This window comes from Mycobacterium sp. RTGN4, assembly GCF_033804635.1.
Lineage (GTDB): Bacteria > Actinomycetota > Actinomycetes > Mycobacteriales > Mycobacteriaceae > Mycobacterium.
Genome location: NZ_JAPZLB010000008.1, coordinates 121,384 through 147,056 on the forward strand (window position 1 = coordinate 121,384; position 25,673 = coordinate 147,056).

24 protein-coding genes are annotated in these 25,673 nt (G+C 65.6%); 16 read left to right on the forward strand and 8 right to left on the reverse strand.

Going from position 1 to position 25,673, the window contains the following annotated elements:
- The first annotated feature begins 119 nt into the window (after window positions 1-119).
- From SLQ30_RS18720 to SLQ30_RS18740, 5 genes are read left to right on the forward strand one after another with little or no spacing between them, the layout of a single operon-like run.
- A complete protein-coding gene (locus SLQ30_RS18720) occupies window positions 120-905 on the forward strand; it encodes an emopamil-binding protein (protein ID WP_319447882.1) in 786 nt (261 codons plus the stop codon).
- Window positions 906-954: 49 nt separating this feature from the next.
- Complete coding sequence (locus SLQ30_RS18725) at window positions 955-1,602, forward strand: TetR/AcrR family transcriptional regulator (RefSeq protein ID WP_413468081.1); 648 nt, start codon at window positions 955-957, stop codon at window positions 1,600-1,602.
- 14 nt (window positions 1,603-1,616) lie between these two features.
- The gene (locus tag SLQ30_RS18730; protein ID WP_319447881.1) at window positions 1,617-2,915 is read left to right on the forward strand and encodes an acyl-CoA dehydrogenase family protein; all 1,299 of its coding nucleotides are present in this window, start codon (window positions 1,617-1,619) and stop codon (window positions 2,913-2,915) included.
- A gap of 35 nt (window positions 2,916-2,950) precedes the next feature.
- Window positions 2,951-3,943: a phosphotransferase family protein gene (locus tag SLQ30_RS18735; protein ID WP_319448000.1), complete on the forward strand. Its 993-nt coding sequence runs from the start codon at window positions 2,951-2,953 to the stop codon at window positions 3,941-3,943.
- A 7-nt stretch (window positions 3,944-3,950) separates the two neighbouring features.
- A complete protein-coding gene (locus SLQ30_RS18740) occupies window positions 3,951-4,916 on the forward strand; it encodes an NADPH:quinone oxidoreductase family protein (RefSeq protein WP_319447880.1) in 966 nt (321 codons plus the stop codon).
- Here SLQ30_RS18740 and SLQ30_RS18745 read toward each other — a convergent pair.
- The 3 genes from SLQ30_RS18745 to SLQ30_RS18755 form a co-directional block, all read right to left on the reverse strand.
- Window positions 4,909-5,418, reverse strand: coding sequence for a hypothetical protein (locus tag SLQ30_RS18745; protein WP_319447879.1), 510 nt, complete (start codon window positions 5,416-5,418; stop codon window positions 4,909-4,911). The genes SLQ30_RS18740 and SLQ30_RS18745 overlap by 8 nt on opposite strands.
- Entirely contained in the window at window positions 5,415-6,053 is a 639-nt protein-coding gene (locus SLQ30_RS18750; RefSeq protein ID WP_319447878.1) for a TetR/AcrR family transcriptional regulator, read from the reverse strand. Before SLQ30_RS18750 ends, SLQ30_RS18745 begins: the two co-directional genes overlap by 4 nt.
- A 151-nt stretch (window positions 6,054-6,204) precedes the next feature.
- Window positions 6,205-6,807 carry a helix-turn-helix domain-containing protein gene (locus SLQ30_RS18755; RefSeq protein ID WP_319447877.1) on the reverse strand — a complete coding sequence of 201 codons (603 nt, stop codon included), beginning with the start codon at window positions 6,805-6,807 and terminating at the stop codon, window positions 6,205-6,207.
- Window positions 6,808-6,904: 97 nt separating this feature from the next.
- Between SLQ30_RS18755 and SLQ30_RS18760 the strand changes: the two genes are divergently transcribed.
- From SLQ30_RS18760 to SLQ30_RS18770, 3 genes are read left to right on the forward strand one after another with little or no spacing between them, the layout of a single operon-like run.
- Complete coding sequence (locus SLQ30_RS18760) at window positions 6,905-8,074, forward strand: spirocyclase AveC family protein (protein WP_319447876.1); 1,170 nt, start codon at window positions 6,905-6,907, stop codon at window positions 8,072-8,074.
- 4 nt (window positions 8,075-8,078) lie between these two features.
- A complete protein-coding gene (locus SLQ30_RS18765; RefSeq protein WP_319447875.1) occupies window positions 8,079-8,894 on the forward strand; it encodes a CbbQ/NirQ/NorQ/GpvN family protein in 816 nt (271 codons plus the stop codon).
- A complete protein-coding gene (locus tag SLQ30_RS18770; protein WP_319447874.1) occupies window positions 8,894-10,576 on the forward strand; it encodes a nitric oxide reductase activation protein NorD in 1,683 nt (560 codons plus the stop codon). The genes SLQ30_RS18765 and SLQ30_RS18770 overlap by 1 nt, the downstream gene beginning before the upstream one ends.
- Window positions 10,577-10,656: 80 nt before the next feature.
- On the opposite strand, the gene SLQ30_RS18775 is transcribed toward SLQ30_RS18770, so the two are convergent.
- A complete protein-coding gene (locus SLQ30_RS18775) occupies window positions 10,657-11,922 on the reverse strand; it encodes an NtaA/DmoA family FMN-dependent monooxygenase (protein ID WP_319447999.1) in 1,266 nt (421 codons plus the stop codon).
- Window positions 11,923-11,957: 35 nt separating this feature from the next.
- Window positions 11,958-12,929: an LLM class flavin-dependent oxidoreductase gene (locus SLQ30_RS18780; RefSeq protein ID WP_319447873.1), complete on the reverse strand. Its 972-nt coding sequence runs from the start codon at window positions 12,927-12,929 to the stop codon at window positions 11,958-11,960.
- A 163-nt stretch (window positions 12,930-13,092) separates the two neighbouring features.
- Here SLQ30_RS18780 and SLQ30_RS18785 point away from each other — a divergent pair, with 163 nt between their 5' ends.
- The 5 genes from SLQ30_RS18785 to SLQ30_RS18805 are packed head-to-tail and all read left to right on the forward strand — an operon-like array spanning window position 13,093 to window position 19,403.
- Window positions 13,093-14,079, forward strand: a complete 987-nt coding sequence (locus SLQ30_RS18785; protein WP_319447872.1) for an ABC transporter permease — start codon at window positions 13,093-13,095, stop codon at window positions 14,077-14,079.
- Window positions 14,076-14,924 carry an ABC transporter permease gene (locus SLQ30_RS18790; protein ID WP_319447871.1) on the forward strand — a complete coding sequence of 283 codons (849 nt, stop codon included), beginning with the start codon at window positions 14,076-14,078 and terminating at the stop codon, window positions 14,922-14,924. The genes SLQ30_RS18785 and SLQ30_RS18790 overlap by 4 nt, the downstream gene beginning before the upstream one ends.
- A gap of 1 nt (window position 14,925) precedes the next feature.
- The gene (locus SLQ30_RS18795) at window positions 14,926-16,548 is read left to right on the forward strand and encodes an ABC transporter ATP-binding protein (RefSeq protein ID WP_319447870.1); all 1,623 of its coding nucleotides are present in this window, start codon (window positions 14,926-14,928) and stop codon (window positions 16,546-16,548) included.
- Window positions 16,545-18,182, forward strand: a complete 1,638-nt coding sequence (locus SLQ30_RS18800) for an ABC transporter substrate-binding protein (protein WP_319447869.1) — start codon at window positions 16,545-16,547, stop codon at window positions 18,180-18,182. The genes SLQ30_RS18795 and SLQ30_RS18800 overlap by 4 nt, the downstream gene beginning before the upstream one ends.
- Window positions 18,183-18,194: 12 nt before the next feature.
- A complete protein-coding gene (locus tag SLQ30_RS18805) occupies window positions 18,195-19,403 on the forward strand; it encodes an acyl-CoA dehydrogenase (protein ID WP_319447998.1) in 1,209 nt (402 codons plus the stop codon).
- Here SLQ30_RS18805 and SLQ30_RS18810 read toward each other — a convergent pair.
- Together SLQ30_RS18810 and SLQ30_RS18815 are read right to left on the reverse strand one after the other, a co-directional pair.
- The gene (locus SLQ30_RS18810; protein WP_319447868.1) at window positions 19,334-19,591 is read right to left on the reverse strand and encodes a hypothetical protein; all 258 of its coding nucleotides are present in this window, start codon (window positions 19,589-19,591) and stop codon (window positions 19,334-19,336) included. The genes SLQ30_RS18805 and SLQ30_RS18810 overlap by 70 nt on opposite strands.
- The gene (locus SLQ30_RS18815) at window positions 19,588-20,595 is read right to left on the reverse strand and encodes an aldo/keto reductase (RefSeq protein ID WP_319447867.1); all 1,008 of its coding nucleotides are present in this window, start codon (window positions 20,593-20,595) and stop codon (window positions 19,588-19,590) included. The genes SLQ30_RS18810 and SLQ30_RS18815 overlap by 4 nt, the downstream gene beginning before the upstream one ends.
- 242 nt (window positions 20,596-20,837) lie before the next feature.
- On the opposite strand from SLQ30_RS18815, the gene SLQ30_RS18820 reads away from it, so the two are divergent.
- From SLQ30_RS18820 to SLQ30_RS18830, 3 genes are all read left to right on the forward strand, one after another.
- Complete coding sequence (locus tag SLQ30_RS18820) at window positions 20,838-21,785, forward strand: aldo/keto reductase (protein ID WP_319447866.1); 948 nt, start codon at window positions 20,838-20,840, stop codon at window positions 21,783-21,785.
- A 259-nt stretch (window positions 21,786-22,044) separates the two neighbouring features.
- Window positions 22,045-22,959: a LysR family transcriptional regulator gene (locus SLQ30_RS18825; RefSeq protein ID WP_319447865.1), complete on the forward strand. Its 915-nt coding sequence runs from the start codon at window positions 22,045-22,047 to the stop codon at window positions 22,957-22,959.
- Between the two features lie 127 nt (window positions 22,960-23,086).
- On the forward strand, window positions 23,087-24,550 hold the full coding sequence (locus tag SLQ30_RS18830; RefSeq protein ID WP_319447864.1) for an NtaA/DmoA family FMN-dependent monooxygenase: 1,464 nt from the start codon (window positions 23,087-23,089) through the stop codon (window positions 24,548-24,550).
- On the opposite strand, the gene SLQ30_RS18835 is transcribed toward SLQ30_RS18830, so the two are convergent.
- Window positions 24,513-25,661 carry an acyl-CoA dehydrogenase family protein gene (locus SLQ30_RS18835; RefSeq protein ID WP_319447863.1) on the reverse strand — a complete coding sequence of 383 codons (1,149 nt, stop codon included), beginning with the start codon at window positions 25,659-25,661 and terminating at the stop codon, window positions 24,513-24,515. The two genes, SLQ30_RS18830 and SLQ30_RS18835, sit on opposite strands and share 38 nt — an antisense overlap.
- Window positions 25,662-25,673: the final 12 nt, after the last annotated feature.

Below are 25,673 nucleotides of genomic sequence, written 5' to 3' on the forward strand. Positions count from 1 at the left end.
TTCAGAAGGCCGACCCAGCGAAATGTTGAGCGTTCGCCCAACACCGTAGCGGGAACCGCCTAACCTCCGCCTTGGGCACCTCAATCAGCCGTGAGTCTGAAGATGGGAATGTTGACCAGATGACGTCGGACGTCGTGACAAATGCCGCGTTGGACGGCGAGCCGGAGCTCGCCCGCCCGTGGGCGCCGCATCGCCGGCGGGCCTACCTGGCACTCACCGCGGTCACCAGCGTGGCCTTCGTCGGGGTCGTCGTCGGAGTCGGCCTGGGTTGGCTGCCGCCGAATTTCACCGTGGACGTCATCGCCAACCTGCTGTTCGGAATCCCGGTGATCCTGCTGCCGCTGGTCTACTTCTGGACGGGGCGCGGCGAGCATCGCCCTCGGCTGGAGCGGGCGGCCGAGCTGACGATGATCTACCTGCCGTACACCGCAGGCAGTCAACTCGGCTACGAACTCATCTTCCTGATCGGTCACCCCTTCAACCTGTGGACCCCCACCACCGATCCGGGCTGGAAATGGCTGTGGTGGCAATGGGGTTTGGCCGACACGCGCTACAACAGCGGAAACAACTGGATCTTCGGCCTCGAACTGGTCGGCGTCGCCACCGGCATAACACTTTTCGTGCTGTGGACCCGGTTGCTCCGTCCAGGGCTCCCTACGGAATCGCGCATCCGTTGTCTGTGGCTCGCCTTCGCGGGATGCGCCATCTTGATCAGCAGCACCGGTGTGTACTTCCTGTCCGAGGTGCGGGCTGGCTTCAGCGACGTCGGACAGGGCGCCTTCGGCTTCTGGTTCAAGTTCGTTGCCGAGAACGTCCCGTTCGCGATTTTGCCGTTCTTCGTGCTCTATGCGATCTACCTGCAGGTCGACTACCTCACCAGGCGCGCCGGCCCCAAGGTTAGTTAGACACTGGTCAGCTATTTTATATCGCACTGTGATCTGCTAGCCTGCGAAAGTGCCCGAAGTCGCCGAATCAGCTAGCGCTGACCGCGGTCAGCGCCGGGCGACCTTCCAACGGGCGAAGTCCCATGAGACCAAGCGCATGCTGGTGCAGGCCGCCATGGCCCTGTGGCGCACCAAGGGCTACGCCACGACGACGGTCGCCGACATCTGCACCGCGGCGGGCGTCTCCAAGGCGCTGTTCTACTTCTACTTCCCCCGCAAGGAAGACGTGCTCTTCGAGGTCGGCGTCATGTCGACGCAATCCGCGCACCACACGATTCACGACTTGCTGGAAAAGCCGTACGAGATCGAAGCAGTCATCGCCGCGGCCTTGACCACATTCGAGAAGTCGATGGCCCGCAACCCCAAAGAACTCGTCATCGAAACCATCCTCGAGGGTTATCGCCACGAGCACCGCATCCTCTCCGAAGGCACTCCCCCGGACGTCGACGCCGACATGTTCACCGAGCTCTTCACGCGCGCACGGGCCGACGGCAAGCTCGGCAAGGGGGTCGACGTCGCACACCTCGCCTATGTCGCGCAGACGATGGTCAGCGAAGGCGCGAGGCATTGGGCGGCAGGGGCTTTCGGCGAGCGGTCGTTCGCCGACGTCGTCACCGCTGACATCACCACACTCATCAATGGATACGCACCCCGTTAGGCAAGGAGGCCAACATGTGGGACTTTGAAACCGACCCCGAATACCAGGAACTGCTGGACTGGGCGGATGCGTTCGTGCGCGACGAGGTCGAACCGCTCGACTTGATCTGGCCGCACCTGCAGTTCACGCCGCTGACGGACACCAGACGCAAGGTCGTCGATCCGCTCAAGGAGCAAGTGCGTCAGAAGGGCTTGTGGGCAACGCATCTCGGTCCCGAGTTCGGCGGACAGGGCTACGGCCAGCTGAAGCTGGCGCTACTCAACGAGATCCTCGGGCGTTCGCAGTGGGCGCCCATCATCTTCGGCTGCCAGGCCCCCGACACCGGCAACGCCGAGATCATCGCCCACTACGGCACGCCGGAGCAGAAGGAGCGCTACCTGCGTCCGCTGCTCGACGGCGAACTGTTCTCCAGCTATTCGATGACCGAACCTCAGGGCGGCGCAGACCCCACCCAGTTCAAGACCAGCGCAGTACGCGACGGTGACGACTGGGTCATCAACGGGTGGAAGTACTTCTCCTCCAACGCCAATACGGCGTCGTTCCTCATCGTGATGGTGGTGACGAACCCGGACGTCAGCGCCTATCAGGGCATGTCGATGTTCCTGTTGCCCACCGACACTCCCGGCGTGAACATCGTCAGGAACGTCGGGCTGCACGGCGAACGCGACAACGAGGGCAGCCACGCGCTGATCCACTACGAGAACGTGCGCGTGCCGGATACGGCGCTGCTCGGCGGCGAGGGGCAGGCGTTCGTCATCGCGCAGACCCGGCTCGGTGGCGGGCGGATTCACCACGCCATGCGCACCATCGGGTTGGCGCAGAAGGCCATCGACATGATGTGCGAGCGCGTGCTGAGTCGCGAGACTGCCGGCAGCCTGCTGGCCGACAAGCAGACCGTGCAGGGCTACATCGCCGACTCCTACGCCCAACTCAAACAATTCCGGTTGTTCGTGCTGTACACCGCGTGGGAGATCGACAAGTACAACGACTACAAGAAGGTGCGCAAGGACATCGCCACCGCCAAGGTCGTCATGCCGACCGTGTTGCACGACATCGCTTGGCGGGCAATGCAAGTCCATGGTGCGCTCGGTGTCACCAACGAGATGCCGTTCCTTGGCATGGTCACCGGTGCGGCGGTGATGGGGCTGGCCGACGGGCCCACTGAGGTCCACAAGACGACCGTGGCCAAGCAGGTGCTGCGCGACTACAAGGCCAGCGACGACGTGTGGCCGACCGAATGGATACCGCGCAAACGCGATGCCGCAAAGGCCAGGTTCGCCGAGTACCTCGAACTCGAGGTGGGCAACCAGTGAGCGAGCCTCTGGACACCGAACGGCTCGCGGCGTGGATGGACGAGGCGGCGCTACCCGGCAAGAACGAACCGCTGACGACGCGCTTTCTATCGGGCGGCACTCAGAACGTCATCTACGCACTGACTCGCGGCGACGCCCAGTGCGTCATCCGGATGCCCCCGCCGGGCGCACCCCCTGACCGCGACAAGGGCATCCTGCGGGAGTGGCGCATCATCGAGGCGCTCGACGGCACCGAGGTGCCGCACACCAAGGCGATCGGCGTGTGCGAGGACCCGGCCGTGCTCGGTCGCCCGTTCTACCTGATGGGCTTCGTGGACGGTTGGTCCCCGATGGAAACCCACGGCAAGTGGCCCGAGCCGTTCGACAGTGACCTCGCCACCCGTGCCGGACTGAGTTACCAACTGGCCGAAGGTATTGCGTTGCTGTCGAAGGTGGACTGGAAGGCGAAGGGGCTGGCCGATCTGGGCCGGCCAGACGGCTTCCACGAGCGTCAGGTCGACCGCTGGATCGGGTTCTTCGAACGGATCAAGAAGCGCGAGCTGGCCGGACTCGACGTGGCCACCGACTGGCTCAAGACGCATAAGCCGCTGGACTTCATTCCCGGATTGATGCACGGCGACTACCAGTTCGCGAACGTCATGTACAAGCACGGTGCGCCAGCCCAATTGGCCGCCCTGGTGGACTGGGAGATGGGCACTGTCGGCGATCCGAAGCTCGACCTGGGCTGGATGGTGCAGTCCTGGCCGGAAGACACCAATAACCCCGAGGGTGCCGATATGAGCTACGTCGACATGCGTGGAATGCCTTCGCGCGACAAGGTCGTCGCGCACTATGCCGAGGTGTCCGGCCGGCAGGTGGATGATCTGGATTACTACCTGGTGCTGGCCAAGTGGAAGCTGGCGATCGTGCTGGAGCAGGGCTTCCAGCGCGCAGGCGACGACGAGAAGCTGTTGGCGTTCGGCCCGGTCGTCAGCGACTTGATGGCGTCGGCTGCGGAGCTCGCCGAGACCACGGACTACCGAGGCTAGCCGGCCGATGCGTGCTGCGCTCTGCCCGGCCTACGGGCCACCGGAAGTCGTTCGCGTCGAAGAGCATCCGGCGCCAGAGGTGCAACCGGGCCAGGTCGGCGTGCGAGTGCAGGCGGCGGCGGTCAACTTCCCCGACGTCCTGATCATCGCCAACTCCTACCAGGTCAGCGTCCCTCCCCCGTTCGTTCCCGGAAGCGAGTTCGCAGGCACAATCGACGAAGTCGGCGGCGAGGCAACTGGTTTCGCCATCGGTGACCGGGTGACGGGAACGGGGATGTTCGGCGCATTCGCCGAATGGGTTGTCGTCGACCCCGCGAGTCTGGCTCCCGTTCCCGACGGGGTCGACGCACGCACCGCAGCGGCGTTCGGCGTCGCCCACCGCACGGCCTATCACACGCTTCGCTCGATGGCGCGGCTGAAATCCGGGGATGAACTCATCGTGCTCGGCGCGGGCGGCGGCGTCGGGCTGGCGGCGGTGCAACTCGGCGTTGCACTCGGCGCCAATGTCACCGCAGTGGCGTCGTCAACCGAGAAGTTGGACGCGGCAGCCGAATACGGCGCCACCAAGCTGATCAATCACCGCGACACTTCGCTCAGGGCCGCGTTGCGCGAGGCGCTGCCCGACGGTGCCGACGTCGTGCTGGATCCCGTCGGCGGCGAGTTGAGTGAGCCAGCCCTTCGGGCGCTGCGCCGTGGCGGCAAGTTCGTCACCATCGGCTATGCGTCCGGTGTGATCCCCCGTATTCCCTTGAATCTTGTGCTGGTCAAGGGAATCCAGGTGCTCGGCTTCCAGTTCCAGGACGTGCCCGCCGACGAGTTCGCGCGCAACGAAGCCGAACTGCGCGACCTGCTGGTGGCCGGCCGCGTGTCACCCCACATCGGCGCGGTGTACCCACTGGCCGAGACGGCCAGCGCGTTGCGCCTCGTGGCCGACGGGCGTGCGGTCGGCAAGGTCCTGATCGACCTCAGCTAGCGGGCGTCAGATCCGCAGCGACCGAGGGCAGTGCGGCCAATCCGCAACGGAATGTTTCGGTGTCGCCGACGATCCCGGCGTCCGGGTCCGCCGTCGCGGCGAGCGCCTGGGCCTTGAATGCCCGCGCGGCCCCGCTCAGCCGGTGGTGCACCGACCCGATCGTGCTGTCGAGTTCCTCGGGCCAGTGCTCACCCCACAGCGTCACCTCGGTCACGCCGGAGTCGAGCGCTCCGAGCACGCCCCGGCGCACCCGCTCGTCACTGGCGAATAGGTCCGCGGCCACGGCGACGGTCTGAGGGTGCGGACGGTCGACGCCCTCGGCAAGGGCCGCTTCGAGGTCGTAGGTTTCGACGCCGAGGATTTCGAGTGGGCGGATGTCTTCGTCGGCCGAGATCAACACGGTGACGTCCCAGCCGGCCATCACGCGGTCGACCAGCCAGCCGCCTGCGAACTTCACCACCTCGGGGACACTGCGGGCGACGACGTCGAGTCGGTACCTCATGTCAGCGTGCTCTTCTGGGGCGCTGCGGAGTTCCCTTGCGCCGGCGGGGTGAAGTCGCGGGCCACTGCCTCGGCGTACCCCTTGAACACCTCGGCGAGGGGAATCGAAGGATCGAGCAGCCATGCGGTCTCCATTCCGTTTACGAAGGCGAGAATCTCGACGGCCTTGATGGCCGGGTCGAAGTCTGTGCGGTACCGCCCCGCCCGCTGACCGTTCTCGATCAGGCCGGCGACGATGTTGACGCCCTCACGCTGTCTGGTCAGCAGCCGGTCGTGCAGGGGTGCGTCGGGCGCGATGTTCTCGATCAGCAGCACGGTGAAGGTGCCGACGAGTTCGGGCTGACGGGCGAAGCGCTCGGCGACGCGACGGATCTCCCCGATCAAGTCGCCACTGCGGTCGGCATGCGTGTCGTCGTCGGCGTCACGCGCGTCGAGCACCGCGTTGAGCAGCTGCTCCTTGGATTCGAAGTGGTGAAGCAGCCCGGCGGCGCTGACCCCTGCCGCCTTCGCGATCTGCGCCAGCGACGTGTTGCGCCAGCCGTAGCGTGCGACGAGCCGCTCCGCGGCCTCGAGAATCCGCTGCTTGCGGTCCTCACCTTTGGCCAGGAGCGTGGCGTATGGACGTGGGCTTGTCACCGAGACCCTTCTTTCAACCAACCTAGTGAACACACAGTAGGTAGGTTTGGGCGCTGTGACAAGGGTCTCAATGAACTAATTTCTTGACACCCGACTCACCTGCGCCATCTCCGCGATTTCGGCGCGTTTGGTCGCGCGGGCGCGTGGCAGGTCAGGGCAGTTTGATTGCCGACACGTACATGTCCACGATCGGCCGGTAGAGATCGACGTCGTCCAGTTGGCTGCTCAGCACGACGGCGTCGCTCGTCGCGATGAGCACTTGAGCGAACGTCAATGGGGGGATCTGCAGGGTCCCGCCTAGCCGGTCGATGCCCTCGGCAATGAACTTGCCAAGCGCCTCGACGACCTCAGCTCGCTTAGCGGACACCCGTTCTCGCGCATCCGGATTGCGAAGCAGATAGAGCGTGAATTCGTGCCCCAATGCGGCGTGCTCGGCGCCGCGGTCATGGCTCAGTTGGCGCCACCGCTCAGCCACCTCGTCCAGCTCGCGCGCTCCGATGCGGGTAGCCGTCGACATCACGTCGGCGAAATTGTCGAAGTAGCGCCGCCAGTACCGATCACTCACGGCCAAGAAGAGGTCTTCCTTCGCGGAGAAGTGTTTGTAGATGGCGCCCTTCGTGTAACCCGCCACATGCGCGATGTCATCGAGAGTTGCTGCGGTGAAGCCCTTTTCGGCGAACACCTCCTCCGCGGCGTCCAGCAGAAGCGCACGGGTGTGCTCGAGGCGTCGCTCCCGCGTCCAACGCTCGACCATGAACCAGATTGTGTCACGGAATCCTAGATACCGATTCCCCTTTTAGATACTGACTGGTATATTTTCGCGACATCGCCCATCGGGAGGAGGCCGTTTCATGAGCAGCGGACTGTCGGACAAGAACACGCCGCCCGTCACCGAGGCACTCGCCGGCGCGGCGGCATTCGGCGCCGACGCACAAGCGAAGGTCAAGCCGGTCACGATCTGGGCCGCCGTCGGTGGCGCAGTCTTGGCGCTCCAGATGTACGTGTGGATTCGGTGGATCACCGGGCCCTACTTCACCCGGGTACCGGGGGGTCCGACCGATCCTCCGACGTACATGAAGGTCATGTTGACCGCCAATGCGGTCGTCATGTGTGTCGGTCTGCCATTTGTCATCTGGTGGTTCATCATTCGGCCCTGGGTACGCGAGCGGCGCATCACGCTTGACGGCATTCTCTTCGTTTCCTGCGCGCTGTTCTTCTTCCAGGACCCACTGCTGAACTACTTCAACACGTGGTGTACCTACAACACCTGGCTGTGGAATCGCGGCTCCTGGTCATCGCACATTCCCGGCTGGGTGTCTCCGGAGTCCCCCGGCCGTCAGGTTGCAGAACCACTGCTGATCAATGCGACCGGCTACGGGATGGTGCTGGTACTGGCCATCGTCGGCTGCTGGTTCATGCGCAAGATCAAGACACGTTGGCCCGGTATCAGCAACGTTCGGCTGATCCTGGTCACATACGCCGCCGCCTTCGTCGCCGACTTCGTCATGGAAGCCGGATTCATGCTGCCGTTCGGGCTCTACACCTACCCCGGCTCGATCCGTTCGGTGACCGTGTTCGCAGGCACCTATCACCAGTGGCCGATCTACGAGGGACTGATGTGGGGTGGCGTCATGACCGCCCTGAGTTGCCTGCGCTTCTTCACCGACGATCGCGGGCGCACCGTCGTCGAGCGCGGACTCGATCACGTCCGAGGCGGAGTGGTAAAGCAGCAGTTGGTCCGGTTCTTGGCGATCTTCGCCGCGGTCAGCGGATGCTTCTTCTTCTTCTACAACGTGCCCGCGCAGTGGATCGCCATGCACTCCGACCCTTGGCCCGAGGACCACCTCAAGCGTTCATATTTCAATGGAGGCATCTGCGGCGACGGAACCGACGTCCCGTGCCCCGATCCCGCTCTGCCGATACCGACCAAGCACTCGGGCTTCATCAACACCGACGGCAAGTTGGTGCTGCCGGATGGCGTAGAGCTACCGAAGACCGTCCCCTTCGAACGAGGGAACTGAGTCCTTGACGAACAGTCACCCGGTCGTCCAATCCCGTTCCGAAGTACCGTATTACCGGGCGGTGGGCGACGAGGTGGACGTGTTTCGGGCGGCCGCGCGCCGCTGGCTACCGGTGCTGCTGAAGGGTCCGACGGGGTGCGGGAAGACGCGCTTCGTGGAGGCGATGGCCCACGAACAGGGGCGCGAGTTGATCACGGTCGCGGGCCACGAGGACATGACGTCGGCGGATCTGGTCGGGCGATTCCTACTCAAGGGCGGCGAGACGGTCTGGGTCGACGGACCGTTGACGCGGGCGGTGCGCAACGGTGCCATCTGCTATCTGGACGAGATCGTGGAGGCACGCCAGGACACCACCGTGGTCATTCATCCACTCGCCGATCACCGCCGTGAGCTTCCGGTGGATCGGCTCGGCACGACATTGCCTGCAGCACCGGGCTTTCAGCTGGTCATCTCCTACAACCCGGGCTACCAGAGTGTCTTGAAGAACATCAAGGAGTCGACCCGTCAGCGTTTCATCGCCATCGAGCTCGACTTTCCACCCGCCGCAACCGAGACGGAAGTGGTCTCCCACGAAGCCGGGGTGTCGCTCGAGACGGCGGCGGTTCTGGTGAAGCTAGGCAACGCCATCCGCAACCTTGACGGCTCGCCGCTTGGCGAGGTCGCCTCGACACGGATGTTGATCCTCACCGGCGGCCTCGTCGCCGAAGGGCTCGGCCTACGTAGTGCCGTCCAGTCGGCGATCGTCCAGGTGCTGTCCGACGACCGGGATGTCGTGCGCGCGCTCGGCGAACTCGTCGACGCGGTGTTGCCTCAACAGTGATGGATGATGACCGGTTGGCTCCCAGCAGGTTTCGCTTCCTTGCCAGTTTGGTAGCCGGGCGCTCCATCGAGATCGCGCAGGGTTCGGCCGGCAAAGCTGCTCATACGAACGGTCACGTCATATTCGTCTCGGCCGGCAGTCCCATCGAGATGCAGCGCCGCGAGGTGCTGGTCCAGAGTGCGCTGCTGGGCGCGGGAAGCCTGCACGACCACCTGGTGAAGCGCTTGCGTGGGCGCCCGTCGGTCGCGCGTCGCTACCTCGCCCTCGAAGGGCACCGAGTGCTTGCCGAGCTCGCGCCTCGGATGCCGCTCGCCGCCGCACTTCGGCTCGAACACCAACCGCTCGTCGCGACGGCCGGCGAGTCGCTCGAACTAGCAAGAGGGCGAACGAAATTGACCGATCCGCCAGCGTGGTTCGGTGTCATCAGACCGTCCCAGCTGCGCCCGGCTACACCTGGCCCTGGCGCGCGGGCATCAGACAGCGAACTACGCCTGCGGCTCGATCCGACCAGCGCGCCCGAGCCCGACGACGATGACGACACGGAGCACTCCGCCGAGAGCAAGATCCTGAAACTGTTCGAAACCCCGCTTGCCAACTCACGAGGCCTCGCTGAGTTTCTTCGCACGCTGTTCGGCAATTCACGCGCGCAGGGCAACGATGCTCCCGGTGGCGAGTTGCGGGTGAGCTCCACTCGACGAACCGACGCGCTTGGAAGGAATTCCCGCCCGCTACCAACGCGGATCCACTTCACCGACGACGGCAAGCCAGGCGCTGCAGTGGGAGTCGGCGGGGCCCTACATCCCGAGTGGGACGTGTTCAACGGGCGGTATCGACCCGACTGGTGCCGCGTCATCGACTTCCCATTGACCGTGACCGCCGACGTCTCCACCGGCGATTTCCCGCGGGACAACGTTCTTCGGCGACGCCTGGCCCGCGTCGGGCTCGGGCCGAAAGTCTTGCGCGGCCGTGCCGATGGCGACGAGCTCGACATCGAGGCGCTCATCGACGTGTCCGTCGATCTCCGGTCGGGCTATTCGCCGCCAGAGCACGTCTATCTGGAGCGCCGCAAGCTCGCGCGCAATCTTGGTGTGCTCATCCTGCTCGACGCCTCTGGATCTGCCACCGACAACGATCCCGCCGGCCTTGCCGTCCACGAACACCAGCGCCGGGCGGCAGCCGTACTCGCCGCGACGCTCGAAGAACTCGGCGATCGCGTCGCCGTCCACGCATTCCGGTCGGACGGACGGCACGCCGTCCAACTGCCTGCGATCAAGACCTTTGGGCAACGTTTCGGCTCCGTCGCTCGGGCACGGCTGACCCAACTGCAGCCGGCGTACTACACCCGCCTGGGCGCCGGTATCCGCGGCGCAGGCGAAATACTGAAAACTAGTGCAGGCACACCCAATCGGCTATTGGTCGTGCTCTCCGACGGCTTTCCCTACGATCACGGTTACGAGGGGCGTTATGCAGAAGCCGACACCATGAAGGCCATTGAAGAACTGCGGGCGGACGGCATGGCCTGTCTCTGCCTCTCCATTGGCGCCACTGCTGCCGCCGGCTCGCTCGAACGCGTCTTCGGCTCCGCCAGCTATGCCAGCGCCGCGACGCTGGCCGACTTGAGCCCGGGGATGGACGAGTTATTTGTATCTGCCCTACGGGAGCTCGCTGTGCCACGCGGCTGAATCGGTGCCCGCCCCATCGCGCGATTTCGGCGTGATTGGTTGCGCAGAGCGCGACTGCGCACGCCGAAGTCGCTCAGGAGTCAGCCACGGACCAGCTGCGGATGGCCACGCAATTGCGCGTCACCGGTGAACCGCTCACGCAGAGTGGATTCGGCGTACTCCGAGCGGAACAGTCCCCGCGCACGCAGGATCGGAACGACCTCGTCGACGAATATCTCCAGTCCATCGGGAAACACGTCGGGCATCAGGTTGAAACCGTCGGCCGCACCGGCGAGGAACCATCGCTCGATCGTGTCGGCGACGTCGACGGGCGAGCCGACGATGACCCGATGCCCAGCGCCACTGAATGCACGGAGCGCCGCGCGCAGGGTCAGCCCCTGGCTCTCGATGAGCCGCACCACCGATTCTCGAAAACCCAGCGACGCAGCGAATTCCGCAGGGTCGGAGACACTGCCCAGCAGGCGGGCCGGGACGGGTTCGTCGAGCGGGAGCGCCGACAGGTCTTCGCCGAGTGCCTGCGACAGTCGCTGCAGATCGTGGCCGATCGGCAGCAGCGCGTTCTGCTCGTCGTAGCGGCGCTCGGCTTCGGCCCGCGTACTTCCGATCGTGGTGATCAAACCCGGCAGGATCAACACGTCCTGGCGGCGGCGCCCGTGCGCGACAGCGACGTCCTTGACGTGGCGGGCATGGTCGATGCCTGCGCCCAGGTCCAACTCCGCGCTGAAGACGGCGTCGGCCGCTCGACCCGCGAGTTCCCTGCCTGCCGGCGAGCCTCCGGCCTGCACCAGCAGTGGATGGCCTTGCGCGGAGGGACCCTGGGGCAGCGCGCCCACCACGGTGAAGAATTCGCCGTGGTGGTCAACACCGCGGGTCGACACGTCCGCCGCGTCGCGCCACAACGCCTGCACGACGTCGACGAACTCCGACGCACGCCGATAGCGAGTCGGCCGATCCGGGTAGTCCGCCAGCCCGAAGTTCCCGCCAGCGGCCGGTGAGTACGTGGTGACCACGTTCCACGCGAAGCGCCCGCCAGAAAGCTGATCCAGCGTGAGCAAGCGGTGGGCGAGTTCGACCGGGTCGTTGAAGGTGGATGACAACGTGCCGATGAGCCCGAGGTGGTCAGTCTCGGCAGCCACCGACGCAAGAATCACGCTGGGCTCCAACGCTTGCGACGGCCGCAGCGCCGGGTGATCCCGCAGCGCAGGGCCATCGGCGAGGAAGAGCGCGTCGAGCGTGCCCCGTTCCGCAATCTTGGCCATTCGCACGTAGTAACCGGGATCCGCGAACGCCGTTGGCGGCTGGTCAGTGCGCCGCCACGAACCTGTGTGGATGCCCGTGTTGAGCACGTTGACGTTGAGCACCACCTGCTTGCCGTTCGCGGTCACAGTCGTCCTCCTGGGTTGGGGGCGCCGTCGAAGGCGAGGGCGTGGCCGGACATCTCGGGAGCTGCCAGTGGTGGCAGGTCCAGCCGAGCCCGCAACGTATCGCCGTGCGGTGACTGCAGGAGGCCGCGACGGTGGGCCGCAGGAAGGACCACGTCGAGCACGTCATCCACGGCGTCCGGGTCGAGCCGAAGAATCACACCGACGACACCGGAAGTGCCCGCGAGCCGGTCGAGCGTCGCGGCAATGGATTCGGTGGAACGCACCCTCACCACCACGGGCACCCCGGCGGGAATCCGGGCGCCTGCTTCGACGATCACCAAGTCCGCACCGTTCGACGAGGACGACGTGTCGTCACCCGCGTCGAGCCGCCACACTGGCAGGTCCCCCTGCCGCGAGCCAGGGACGTTCAGTGGCCCGGTGATCGCATATCCGTTGCGGACGTCGGCCCGCCGAATCTGGTTGACGTCAGCGAACATTCCCGTCGCACGGTCGCCCACGATCGACGCCAGCGGCCACGTCCGCCACAACGTGCGGACCGCGTTGACCGCGTGCGCGGTGTGCACCGGGTCGGGCACGGCGCCCGTCCACGTGTCCGAGGCGGCGTTCAGGCCGATCGCGTGATCGAAGTCCAGCGCCAGCCAGCCGACCCTGCCGCGGGCGGCGTGGTCGACCGACACCAACCGCCTTGCGAGGTTGTATGGGTGGTCGCGGTGCGGTGCTGCTGCGACGACCAGGCCGAGCTCGGCGGTATGCCGCGCGGCGACGGTGGCCAGCACCGACGGATCGAGCGCGACCGTCGTTGGGTCGGTCGGCTCACCACGTTCGGCGCCGATCACCCAGTACGTGACACCCGCCGCCTCGAGCCGCCTGGCCAGCGGCGCCACGCCCCGCCGTGGCTGGCTGGGATCGAACACGGACTCGTCGAGGCCGTCGCCGATGAGCTCGACGCCGACCGAGAGGGCAGCCATCGCTCCGACGCTACGTCGCCACCACGGCTGCACAACGGTTGCGCTCACCGGAACTTGAAATACGTTCGGCACCAACAGTTAAGTTGCAGTGAACTATCGGCTTAAAACTCCTAAAGCTAGGAATCATCGACGCCATGCACGCAGGGACATAGCGTTCCGATCCGTGGTGAACTTCGCGTTGCGTCGGCTCGGACAGTCGATCGTCGTGATCGTGCTGGCCTACACGGCGGTGTTCTTCGTGCTCAACGTGCTGCCCGGCGACCCCATCGAACAACAGATCTCGAACCCCGAGAATCCGATCTCCGACGACGACGCCGCCGCGTTGCGCAGTTACTACCGGCTCGACGCACCCGCTGTCGTGCAGTTCGGAGTCTCGGTCAAGCGGCTCTTCTCGGGAGATCTCGGCTACTCCTTGAACAGCGGCCAGAAGGTGTCTCGACTGTTGGCACACGCACTGCCGTCGACGGTGTCGCTGACGACCGTGGCCTTCATCGTCGCCGCGGCGCTCGGCCTGGTGATCGCCCTCCTTGCGGTCTTCGCGCCCTGGTCGTCGGTGCGCGAAATCGCCAGATCCCTGCCGCCCGCCTTCCTGTCCGTTCCGGTATTCGTCACCGGACTCGTTGCCCTGCAAGTGTTCTCATTCAGCCTCGGATGGGTTTCCGCGGTGCAGGACGAAGGGTTGCGGTCCACCGCGTTGGCCGCGCTTCCGTTGGCCCTTCCGGTGGCGGCGCCCATTGCGCAGGTATTGATTCAGGGCCTGAGCAAGGCCGCGGGCCAACCCTACGTCGAAGTGTTGCGCGCCAAGGGTGTCGCGGGAGATCGCATCATCTTCGGCCACCTGCTCAAGAACGGATCGATACCGACGCTGACCATCGTGGCGATCACGGTCGGAGAACTGCTCGCTGGCTCGGTCATCACCGAGACGATCTTCAACCGGACCGGCATCGGCTATCTCACCGAGACCGCGGTACGCAACCAGGACACACCGATCATCCAGGCCGTGGTGATCACCGTCTCGGTCACCTTCGTCGCGATCAACTTCATCGTCGACGTGGTCTATCCGCTCATCGATCCACGCATCGGGCGCGCCGCCGCGACGGCCAAGCTGGGCGCCCGACCACCATCCGACGTCGAGGCGGTGCCCGCATGACAGCCATCAGTGCCGCTCCCGCAGTTGCACTTCCGCGATTTCGGCACCGTATCGGCATCAGCGTGTGGGATCTCCTTCCGCTGTTGTTTCTCGTCCTGGTGGTCGCCATGATCGCCGCGCCGAGCACCGTCGCGCCATACGATCCGTTGCAGGAGAATCCGCACCTTCCGCTGGCCTCGCCGACTCTGGCGCACCCCTTCGGCACCGACTACATCGGGCGCGACTTGTTGAGCCGAGTCATCGCGGGTACGGCGGCGACCATCGCCGGTTCGTTCATCGCGGTGACCATCGGGCTCGTCGTGGGTACCCTGCTCGGGCTGATCGCCGCCTACTTCGGGCGGGCCACCGACAGCATCATCAGCCGGATCGTCGACGTGTTGCTGTCGGTTCCCACCCTGCTGCTGTCCATCACCATCATCGTGGCGCTGGGCTTCGGAACGGTGAACGCTGCGATCGCAGTGGGGGTCTCGTCGATCGCGGTGTTCGCTCGACTTGCCCGTTCCGAGGTGCTGGCCACCCGCAACCTTCCATTCGTCGAGGCCAGCGCACATCTCGGCGCCAGTCACTCGAGACTGCTCTTTCGTCACGTGCTCCCGAACTCGTATTCGGCCGTGCTGTCGCTAGCGGCGCTGCAGTTCGGCACGGCCATTCTGGCGATCGCGTCGCTGAGCTTCCTCGGCTACGGCGCACAACCACCCGAACCGGAGTGGGGCCTGTTGATCTCGGAAGGCCGCAACTACATCAACTCGGCTCCTGGGTTGGTGCTGTTCCCATCCCTCGCCATCGTGCTGACCGTCATGAGTCTCTCGAGGTTGGCGCACATCGTCCGTAGAAAGGTCGGTTGACGTGAGTTCTCCAGCGTTGCTGTCGGTTTCGAAACTGAGTATCGAGTACCGTTCCGTCCACCACAACTCCGTAACCGTGCCCGTGGTGCGCGGTGTTTCCTTCGACGTTCAGTCCGGCAAAGTGCTCGCGGTCGTCGGTCAGTCCGGTTCCGGCAAGTCCACCATCGCCAGGGCGCTACAAGGGCTGCTGCCCGACAACGGTCACGTCACCGCGGGCCGCATCGAGTTACACGGCAACGAGGTGACCCACCTGCCCCAGCGGGAATGGCGCGGACTGCGCGGCGCGCGGATCGGGTTCGTACCGCAGGACCCCCTTGGCTCGCTCGATCCGCTTCAGCGCGTGGGGAATCAGGTCGCCGAGGTGCTCACCGTGCACCGCATCGCCGATCGGCGAGTCGCCCGCGAGCGCGCGATCGAACTCCTCGACCGCGTCGGCATTTCCGAGCCACGGCGACGCGCCGATGACTACCCGCATCAACTGTCCGGTGGCCAACTGCAACGCGTACTCATTGCGACCGCCATCGCGGGCGACCCCGACCTGCTGATCGCCGACGAACCTACGAGCGCCCTCGACGTCACCGTGCAGCAGCGCATCCTCGAACTGCTCGACGAGCTGCGCCGCGAGCGGGGTCTTGGCGTCGTCTTCATCACTCACGACCTCGCGCTGGCCGAGCACCACAGCGACGACGTGGTGGTACTGCGCGACGGTGAACTCCGGGAATCGGGACCGACCAAGACGGTGCTCGTCGCCCCGCGTGACGACTACACCCGGCAGTTAATCAACGACGCTCCAGCCCTCTCGCCAGACAAGTACCTGCAGTCGGAGCCACCGAGTCCCACCGAACTCGATGTACCGATCCTCCAGGTCAGCGGACTGGTGAAGGCCTTCGGAGACACCCGCGCGCTCGACGATGTCTCGTTCGACGTGAAGCGGGGCAGCATCCACGCGCTGGTCGGCGAGTCCGGCTCCGGAAAGACCACCGCCGCAAGGGTGCTCGCCGGACTCACTGACTTCGAATCCGGAACCGTACGCGTCGACGGAGAACTGCGCGGCCCGCACACGCCGTTTGGAGTGGCGCAGCAACGCGTACGGGCGCGAACGCTGCAAATGGTGCACCAGAATCCGCTCGCTGCGCTGGACCCCCGGATGTCCGTCGGCGAGGCCATCGGAGAACCGTTGCGGATCAACGGCATCGGGTCCCGACGCGAACAACGCGCCGAGGTCGAGCACGCGCTCGACCGGGTCGGGTTGCCGCTCGCGTTACGCGAGCGCAAACCCGGAGAAGTGTCGGGCGGGCAGCGCCAGCGCGTCGTGTTGGCCAGGTCGCTGGTTCTGCATCCACCGATCCTCGTGCTCGATGAGCCCACCTCCGCGCTGGACGTCACCGTGCAGTCCCAGGTGGTGGACCTGCTCATCGAGTTGCAGCGCGACCTCGGATTGACCTACCTGTTCATCTCGCATGACTTGAGCCTGGTGCGTCAGATCGCCGATCACGTCAGCGTGCTCGAGCACGGACGACTGGTGGAGACGGGCCCAGTGGCCACAGTCTTTGCCACGCCGGCCGCGCCGTACACCCGCCGGTTGCTCGACGCCGTTCCCGGCGCACCGGTACGGGCCGCGTGAGCACGAGACGAAGGGTCGTCGCCGCACTCGCGGCGGTCGTGGTCGTCACCGGCACGCTGGTGAGCTGCAGCGACCGCACGGTGACAGCGCAGCCGGAAAACGGCCACCGCGGCGGCGATCTCGTCTACCTGGATGCAGAAGCCCCTGCTTCACTGCAGATCCAGGTGAGTTACTGGCAGAACAGCCTGTTGAAGGACCAGTTGCTCGATCGGTTGATCTACCAGGATCCAAAGACCTTCGAATTCGTACCGTGGATAGCGGAGAAGTGGACGGTCGACGATTCGAAGACCGCCTACGAGTTCACCATTCGTGACGGAGTGACGTACAGCAACGGCCAGCGTCTCGACGCCGAGTCGGTGCGCCGAAACCTCGAATGGGAAGCGAACGGCGACAAGCCCAAGGGCATTACGCGCAACGTCTACTTTCCCAAGGTCGAGTCCGTCACCGCCGACGAAGCGCGCCGCACCGTGCGCGTCAAGCTCGCCAAGCCGTACGCACCATTTCTTGCCGTGCTCTCACTCAACACCTCGGGCCTGGTCGCCGACGCCACCATCGACGCCACCAAGGAGCAGCAGTCGGTAGTCACCAACCTCATCGGTTCGGGCCCGTTCTACGCAGCATCGGAGGTTCCGGACAAGAAGATCGTGCTTGCGAAGCGCCGCGGGTACGGCTGGGCGCCGGCCACCGCGCCACATCAGGGCGAGGCGTATCTCGACACGATCACCGTCATTCCCGTTACGGAGGACAGCGTGCGTGTCGGCGCACTGCGCGCCGGGCAAGCCGACGCGATTCGGTACACCCAGCCCCCCGACGAGCGACTACTGCAGCGGGAGGGCTTCGAGGTCCTCGGCCTCCGCACCCCCGGTTTGTCCAACACGCTCGACATTCGCCAGACCGCGCCGTTCATGCGAGATATCAACGTGCGCAAGGCAATCGGGTTCGGCATCGATCGCGATGAGATCCTGAGCACGCTTTACAGTGACAACTGGAAACCGGCACAGAACATCGTCACGCGGGGTTTTCCGGGTTACACCGACCGCAGCGACGCCGTGCGCTTCGACCCGGCCGAGGCGGTTCGGCTCCTCGAGGCCTCCGGCTGGACTCAGCGCGACGGTGACGGCTTTCGCGTCAAGGACGGCCACCTGCTGTCGGTGAAGATCTACGTCGACGTCTACGACCACACCTCCAAGCCGATGTATGAGTTGATCCAGCGTCAACTCCGGCGGATCGGCATCGATCTGGTGATCCGGCAGACCGACTTCGCGAACTATCCGTCGGCCAGCGTCGAGGACTCGGTCGGCCTGCGCCGCAACGGTTGGCCGACCGCCGACCCCGTCCGGCTATGGCAGAACTACGGCAGCAAGTTCGGCGACATGTATGCCCTGCACGGCGCGGATCCGGAAATCGACCGGCTGCTGGATGCCCAGATCAGCGCTACCGATCCGACCGAAAGGCTGCGAATCTTGGCGCAGTACAACGATTACGTCATCGACAACGCGTATACCGTTCCACTGCTTGAGGATACGCAGATCTTCGCGGTCGCCCCGCGGGTGAAGGGCTTCGCCAACGCCGCGAACTCCGTGCCATGGTTTTACGACGCTTCGATCGACGACACCCAACCGGGAAGGGACTGAACCCACGTGACCATCGAATCCCCCGCATCCCCGCTCCACGAGCACGCCGGCGGCTCGCTCGACGAGGTGCTCGCACAGCTCGCGGCCGACTACCGGCGTCGACTGGACGACGGTGGATCCGAACCACCCGGGCTGGGTCTGCAGCTGGTGCGCGAACACCGGCTGGGCGCCGTCCGGCTCGCCTCCGAACTCGGCGGCGCCGGCTACTCGGTGTCCGAGTTCTTCGACTTCGTCGTCGCCCTTGCCACAGCCGACCCCGACCTTGCCCACATCCTGCGGGTGCACTTCTCATTGACCGAGGAAGTGCAGCGGGTGCCTCCGCGCGCCATCAACGCGCGGCTGATCGCGTTGATCGCCGAAGGAAGTTTGATCGGTGGAACGAGTTCGGAGCTCAGCAGCAAGCAGGTCGGCGGCCAGGTCTACGACACCACACTCCGCGCCGGTACTGACGGGCTGCGGTTGAACGGGCGCAAGTTCTACAGCACCGGTGCGCAATTCTCCGACTACTTGCGCGTCAGTGCGCAGGACGACGCGGGATCGCCCGTGGCTGCGGTGATTCCCGTGGACCGGCCCGGAATCGTGCACGCCGACGACTGGGACGGCGTTGGGCAACGCCATACCGGAAGCGGCACAACCATCTTCACCGACGTTCGCGTGGGCGCCGACGAAGTGATCGCGCTGGGAACCAGCATCGGTGTGGACAGGGCGCGGGGCGCACTGGTCCAGCTGTACCTCCACGCGATCGCCGCAGGCATCCTGCGTTCCGTCGCCGCGGAGGCCGCCGCGGTGGTGCGCAATCGTCACCGCTCTTACACGTTCGCCACGGCCGATTCGCCTGCGGCGGACCCACAGTTGCTCGCTATCGTCGGCGAGCTCGACGCGACCGCGTTCGCGGCTCACGCGCTGATCCGCGGTGCGGCAGCCGAACTCGCGCCGGCACTCGACGCCGCGCGAGCGACGGGGATCGACCCCGAACTCGAAGCCCGTGCGTCCATCGCGGCTGCGCGGGTGAAGGTCGCACTCGAACCGACCGCGCTGACCGCCGCCACGCGCATCTTCGACGTCGGCGGCGCGTCGTCGGTGCGCGCGTCGGCCCACCTGGACCGGCACTGGCGCAACCTACGCACGCTGTTCTCCCACAACCCGACGGTCTACAAGGCGCGGGTGCTCGGCGAGCTGGCCGTCAACGGTTCGACGCTGCCCGACTCGTCCTTCTTTTGACGCGAGGGCAAGCCGAGCCGCTCGAGCTGAGCCCGCAGCACGTGTCTGCCCGACAACGAGTGCGGCCCCGCCAGCCGGGCAAGCACCCGGTCGGTCCACCGGCCCGGCAAACCGTGGCGGGTGTTGTAGTCGGCCAACCGCACGTCGAGCGTTGCGTCGACGTCGCCGTAGCGACTGATGACCGTCACGACCTAGTGGCGCCTACGAGTGGTGCCTCGGTGCCCAGATTCTCGGGTCGAATGGACCGATGGCCTTCCACCTCCGCAGCGATGCGCTCCAGCCGCTCCAGGTGAGTGGCGCCGAGTTCGACGCCTGCCGCGGCGACGTTCTCGCGCACGTAGTCCGGATGGCGGGTGCCTGGAATTGGCACCACGTCGTCACCGCGCGACAGCACCCATGCCAGCGCCACCTGGCCGGGCTGCACGCCGAGTTCGGCGGCGACGAGCGCCACCGCATCCGCCAACAATCGGTTCCGCTCGAAGGCTTCGTCCGCGAACCGGGGATGCGCTCGGTGGGTGGCGCTGACGTCGTCAAGGCTTCGGATCCGCCCCGACAACCAGCCTCGCCCCAGCGGTGAGTACGGAACGATCCCGATGCCGAGCTCGCGGGCGAGCGCCACCGTCCCGTCCTCGATGTCCCTGGTGAACAACGACCATTCGTTCTGGATCGCGGTGATCGGATGGACGTCGTGCGCCCGACGCACGGTGTCCAGCCCGGGCTCCGACAGTCCGATGAACCGCACCTTGCCCGCTTCGACGAGTTCGGCGAGCGCGCCGACGGTGTCCTCGATGGGCACTTCGGGGTCGACACGGTGAAGGTAGTACAGGTCGACGTGGTCCACTCCGAGCCGACGAAGCGAACCCTCGATGGCGGACCGGACGTATTCCGGCCGTCCGTCCAAGGCGCGCGGATTGGTGTCCCTGTCCAGGGTGTTGCCGAACTTCGTGGCGATGGTCAGTGCGTCCCGACGGCCACGGATCGCGCGGCCCAGCAACAGTTCGCTGAACTCGGGTCCGTAGATGTCAGCGGTATCGATCAGCGTGACCCCGGAGTCGATTGCCGCATCGACTACGGCTCTTGCCTGCTTCTCATCATCGGCTTCGGCCGACGCGCGGAAGCTCATGAAGCCGAGGCCGATGGCCGATACGACGGGCCCGGCCGCGCCGAGGCGGCGCGAGGGAAGCTGTGTCATGTGTCAATCCTGCTCTGTCAGTAGTGGTTAGGAACCGAGGAAGGGTTGGCCGGAGATCATCTCGGACTAACCTGGTCCATCCACCGTCGGCGAATGGGTGGCAGCGAACAACACCGTCGAGCTACCAAGATGCTGCAGCCCTACTTAATCGACAGGTTCGGCTGTGAACGCGCAGTTTTCGTTTACCGAACTCGTAGCTGTCGATGCTTGATCTCGCCAGCCAACGGACCGACCATCGTCGAATGACGACGAGCGAACTGGAGTCGAGGCGCCTCGGACACGCGGGGCCACAGGTGACCGTGCTGGGGTTCGGCGCGATGGAGCTGCGCGGCACGCCACATCGCAATCCCCGGCCGCTCGACGAAGAAGTCGCCGCGGCCGTGCTCCACGCCGTGTTGGACGAGGGCATCACGTTCATCGACACTTCCATCGACTACGCGCTGAGCGAAGAACTCATCGGTCGTCATCTCCAATCACGCCGCGACGAGTACGTGCTCGCCTCGAAGGCCGGCTGTCCCTTGGACTTTCGACCCGACGCTCCGCCAGGTCCACTGCCGCACGACTACTCGGCCACCAACATCAGGGCGGGCGTCGAACAAAGCCTGCGACGGCTGCGCACCGACCGACTGGACCTGCTGCAGTTGCACATCAGCCCGGCCCTGGAGGTGATCCGCCGGGAGCACGTCGTCGAGACGCTCCTCGCGCTGCGCACCGAAGGCAAGATCCTCGCATTCGGCGTGTCCTCGACCCTGCCGAACGTCGACGATCATCTGGAACTAGAGGGGGTCACCGCGCTACAGGTGCCGTACTCCGCACTGGAACGAGAGCTGGAGAGCCGCATCGAATTGGCCGAGCGGCGCGGTGTCGGCGTCATCGTGCGCGGCGGGGTGGCCCAAGGCGGCAAGCGCGACAAGCACGACTCGGCCGGTCGGCCGGTCACCTGGGCTGCCACCGGGTTGGATGACTTGCGAGACGGCGAAACGCAGCAGGGCTTTCTCCTGCGATACGCGATTACGACGCCGGGCGTCACGACCGTCATCGCAGGCACTGCCAACCCCGACCATCTCCGCGCGAACGCGCAGACCGCCCGTCGCGGTCCGCTCCCAGCGGACGTCTACGCCGAGGCCCGACGCAGGCTGGACGTGGCCGGACTTACATCCGCGGTGATTCCTGGAGCGGTGGCGCACTAAAAAGCCAGTACACGGGGAGTTTCGCCGACCGTCCGCAACGCGGCGTCGGCGGTGCGCAGCGCGCCGCCGTGGAACCATTGGATGCGTTGACTCGTGAACTCCTCGTGGAGCGGCACCTCATCGCCTGGGGTGCGTGCAGCGCGGAGCTGTTGCGGCTGACGGTCCTCCAACCCGCCGCCGCCCAATGGATGAGGTCGCGAATGCTGCTCATAGTCACGCCACGGCCCGTGGGAGGCGCGTAATGCTCGACTTTCGCCGAATGACGCTCCTTGCGGACTTGGCCGACCTTGGTTCGGTGACTGCCGTGGCGGAGCGGCGTGGGATAACGAGTTCGGCCGTCTCACAGCAGCTTCGAGTGCTGGAGCACGAAGTCGGCGCAATCCTCTTTCGACGCGAGGGGCGAACCCTGGGCTTGACCCGCAGCGGCCACGTGCTCGTCGACCACGTCCGGCGCGTACTGACCGCCGTCGATGAGGCAATGAGCGCTGTCGCCGCCACCCGGGACCGCACGTCCGGTCAAGTCGCGATCGCCACCTTCAACATGGGCATCCCGACATTGGCCGCCCCCTTGATGCAGCGACTGAGCACAGAGGAGCCGGACCTTCGCATAGCGGTTCAACAGGAAACCAGTGCCGATTCACTGCGACTGCTCCGACAGGCGGAGGTCGACGTAGCGATCATCTGCCAATACGACTTTCTCGGCGAAGAGGTACTCGGCGGCCTCTCAGCCGAACCATTGCTGTTCGAGCCCTTGGTCCTACTCGCGCCGACGCAGGCGCACATGCGCATTCGGGCAGGCGGGCTCGCCGCCCTGTCTGAGGGCCAGTGGATCACCGGGCCACAGCACTCGGGATTGGACGCTGCGCTGGTCCGTGCAGGAGAGCACGCCGGCTTCACCCCGCAGGTGAAGCATCGCTTGATCGGGGCACAGAACATTTGCGACCTCGCCGCAGCCGAAACGGCGTCGGCGATCGTGCCGCGGTTGTCCGTGCCACGCAGGCTCGAGGGCCTGATCGCCGAAGGCCCGAACATCGGTGGGCGCACCATCAGTGCCGTGGTGCGGGCCGGGCGACAGAGTGACCCGAACGTCGCGCTGGTCCTTCGTACTCTGCACGCCATCGCCTCCGAGGCGGCACCCGTCGCGGCGGGTGAACCGCTCGGCGTAGCGTCGTAGCAAGTGCTGCGTCGGCAGTCATAAACACGATGTGCGGCATGATCTTTGGTTCATGGCAAGGTAAACCATTGGACCATGGGGTGCCCGTGCTTATGGTGCGCTGACAAGCCCATCAAGGAGTGAATACGTGTCCCGTCCCCGGCTGATCCTCAATGCCTTCACGATGAACACCGCCACGCACGTCTCTTACGGATCGTGGCGCAATCCGGACACGCGCAGCGTCGAGTTCGACCAGCTCGACGCGTGGGTCGAGCTGGTGCAGCTGCTCGAACGCGGAAAATTCGATTCCATCTTCTTCGCCGACGTCGTCGGCCTCTACGACGATTACCGCGGCGGCTGGGACACCTACCTCCGCGAGGGACTGCAGATACCGAACCACGACCCGTCGGCGATCGTGTCGGCGCTGGCGCTTGTCACCGAACACCTAGGCCTCGTCATCACGAGTTCCGTCCTGCAAGACCATCCCTTCTCCTTCGCACGCAAGATCTCGACGTTGGACCACGCCTCGAAGGGACGCATCGGCTGGAACGTCGTCACCAGTGCGCTCAGTAACTCGGCGCGAAACTTCGGCCTGCTCGAACGGGAGGAGCACGACGAGCGCTACGTGTGGGCCGAGGAATACACCGAAGTGGTCTACAAGTTGTGGGAGGGCTCGTGGGACGACGGTGCGCTCGTCAGGGATCGGGAGCGCGGCATCCACGCCGACCCAGACCGAGTACACAAGATCAATCACGTGGGCACTCGCTACCGGGTCGAGGGTCCGCATCTCAGCTTCCCATCGCCACAACGAACACCGGTGCTCTTCCAAGCCGGAAGCTCCTCTGCGGGAAGGGCCTTCGCGGCACGTCACGCCGAAGGCGTCTTCATCAACTCAGCGTCACCCGAAGGCGCCCGCAAGGTCATCGACGACACCAGGGCCAAGGCCGTCGCCGCGGGTCGTCGCCGCGATGACATCAAGTTCTTCCAAGGGCTCTCGTTCGTGGTCGGGTCGACTGAGGCGGAGGCACGGGCGAAGGCAGCCGAACACGACGAGTACCTGAGCATCGACGGGCTCATCGCCCACCGCAGCGGCGGCATCGGCATCGATCTCGGCGGTCTCGATCACGAAACCCCTATCGGCGACCTCGCAGCCCATGTGCAGGGCACGCGCAGCACCATCGAGGCGCTCATTGCGGCCGCTCCGCCGGGAACCAATCCGACCATCGCAGACCTGATCCGGCAGCAGCAGGAAGCCACCCGGATCGTCGGTACCCCGGAGCAGATCGCCGATGCCTTGGAGCTTTGGCAGGACGCGGGTGTCGACGGACTGAACATCCGTTACATCACCACACCAGGCACGTTCGCCGAGTTCATCGAACACGTGGTCCCCGAATTGCGGCGGCGCGGACTAGCCCAGAGCGAATATCGGCCCGGTACCCTTCGCGAGAAGTTATCGGGAGCGGAAGCTCATCTGCCGCAACGGCATCCGGCGCGACAGTGGCGGGGTGCGTTCGGCTCCCCCGTGATTTCGGCGTGCTCAGTGGCGCTGGACGCAACTCCGCACGCCGAAAACCCTAAAGGCCCAGCGATTTCGCGATCATCACCTTCATGACCTCGCTGGTGCCCGCGTAGATGCGAGCGACCCGGGCATCGGTGTACAACCGGGCGATTGGGTACTCCATCATGTAGCCGTACCCGCCGAACAGCTGCAGGCAGCGGTCCACCACCCGCTGTTGCATCTCGGTGCAGAACAGCTTGACGCGGGCGGCGTCGGCGCCAGGCAGGTCGCCGTCGACGTGCAACGCGATGGCGCGGTCGAGCATCGCCTGGCCGGCCTCCACGTCGGTCGAGCACGCGGCGAGTTCGAACTTCGTGTTCTGGAAGGACGCCACAGGCGTCCCAAAAGCCTTGCGGTCCTTGGTGTAGTCGATTGCGGCGGCGATCGCGGAACGCGCCTGTGCCACCGACCCGACGGCCACGGTCAGCCGCTCCTGGGACAGGTTGTGGCCGAGGTAGCCGAACGCCTCGTCCTGCTCCCCCAACACGTTGGCGGCAGGGACGCGCACGTCGACGAACGAGAGTTCGGCGGTGTCCTGGACCTTGCAGCCCATCTTGTCGAGTTCCCGCCCGCGGGTGAAGCCGGGCATGCCGTCCTCCACGACGAAGAGCGTCAGTCCCTTGCGCCGGTTGTCCGGATCCGTCGACGTGCGGGCCACCACGATCACCAAGTCGGCCTGCATGCCGCCGGTGATGAATGTCTTGGCGCCGTTGACGATCCAGTCGTCGCCGTCCTGCACCGCGGTGGTGCGCATCCCGGCCAGGTCCGAGCCCGTGCCCGGCTCGGTCATCGCGACGGCCGTCAGCAGCGTGCCCGCGGCAAGTCCGGGGAACCAGCGCTTCCGTTGCTCGGAGTTCGCGTAGTGGAGGAAGTACGGCAGGATTACCTCGAGTTGAGTTCGCACCGTGGACAGGGTGACCAGCGCGCGCGCCGCCTCCTCCTGCATCACGACGTTGAACCGGTAGTCGGGGGCACCGCCGCCGCCGTACTCCTCGGGGATCGCCATCCCGAGCATGCCGAGCGAGCCCATCTGCTCGAACACCTCGCGGGGCATGCGGCCGCCCTTCTCCCACTCGGGATAGTGCGGGACCACTTCCTTCTCGATGAAGTCGCGCGCCAACTCGCGGAACGCTTCGTGATCTTCGGTGAACAGGTCCCGGCGCACGGCGCCTCCTTA

Bases quoted from the DNA above. Each gene is read 5' to 3' on its own strand.
- SLQ30_RS18720 (WP_319447882.1), top strand. From the start codon at position 120: ATGACGTCGGACGTCGTGACAAATGCCGCGTTGGACGGCGAGCCGGAG.
- SLQ30_RS18730 (WP_319447881.1), top strand. From the start codon at position 1,617: ATGTGGGACTTTGAAACCGACCCCGAATACCAGGAACTGCTGGACTGG.
- SLQ30_RS18735 (WP_319448000.1), top strand. From the start codon at position 2,951: ATGGACGAGGCGGCGCTACCCGGCAAGAACGAACCGCTGACGACGCGC.
- SLQ30_RS18740 (WP_319447880.1), top strand. From the start codon at position 3,951: ATGCGTGCTGCGCTCTGCCCGGCCTACGGGCCACCGGAAGTCGTTCGC.
- SLQ30_RS18745 (WP_319447879.1), bottom strand. From the start codon at position 5,418: ATGAGGTACCGACTCGACGTCGTCGCCCGCAGTGTCCCCGAGGTGGTG.
- SLQ30_RS18755 (WP_319447877.1), bottom strand. From the start codon at position 6,807: ATGGTCGAGCGTTGGACGCGGGAGCGACGCCTCGAGCACACCCGTGCG.
- SLQ30_RS18760 (WP_319447876.1), top strand. From the start codon at position 6,905: ATGAGCAGCGGACTGTCGGACAAGAACACGCCGCCCGTCACCGAGGCA.
- SLQ30_RS18770 (WP_319447874.1), top strand. From the start codon at position 8,894: ATGGATGATGACCGGTTGGCTCCCAGCAGGTTTCGCTTCCTTGCCAGT.
- SLQ30_RS18780 (WP_319447873.1), bottom strand. From the start codon at position 12,929: ATGGCTGCCCTCTCGGTCGGCGTCGAGCTCATCGGCGACGGCCTCGAC.
- SLQ30_RS18790 (WP_319447871.1), top strand. From the start codon at position 14,076: ATGACAGCCATCAGTGCCGCTCCCGCAGTTGCACTTCCGCGATTTCGG.
- SLQ30_RS18815 (WP_319447867.1), bottom strand. From the start codon at position 20,595: ATGACACAGCTTCCCTCGCGCCGCCTCGGCGCGGCCGGGCCCGTCGTA.
- SLQ30_RS18820 (WP_319447866.1), top strand. From the start codon at position 20,838: ATGACGACGAGCGAACTGGAGTCGAGGCGCCTCGGACACGCGGGGCCA.
- SLQ30_RS18825 (WP_319447865.1), top strand. From the start codon at position 22,045: ATGACGCTCCTTGCGGACTTGGCCGACCTTGGTTCGGTGACTGCCGTG.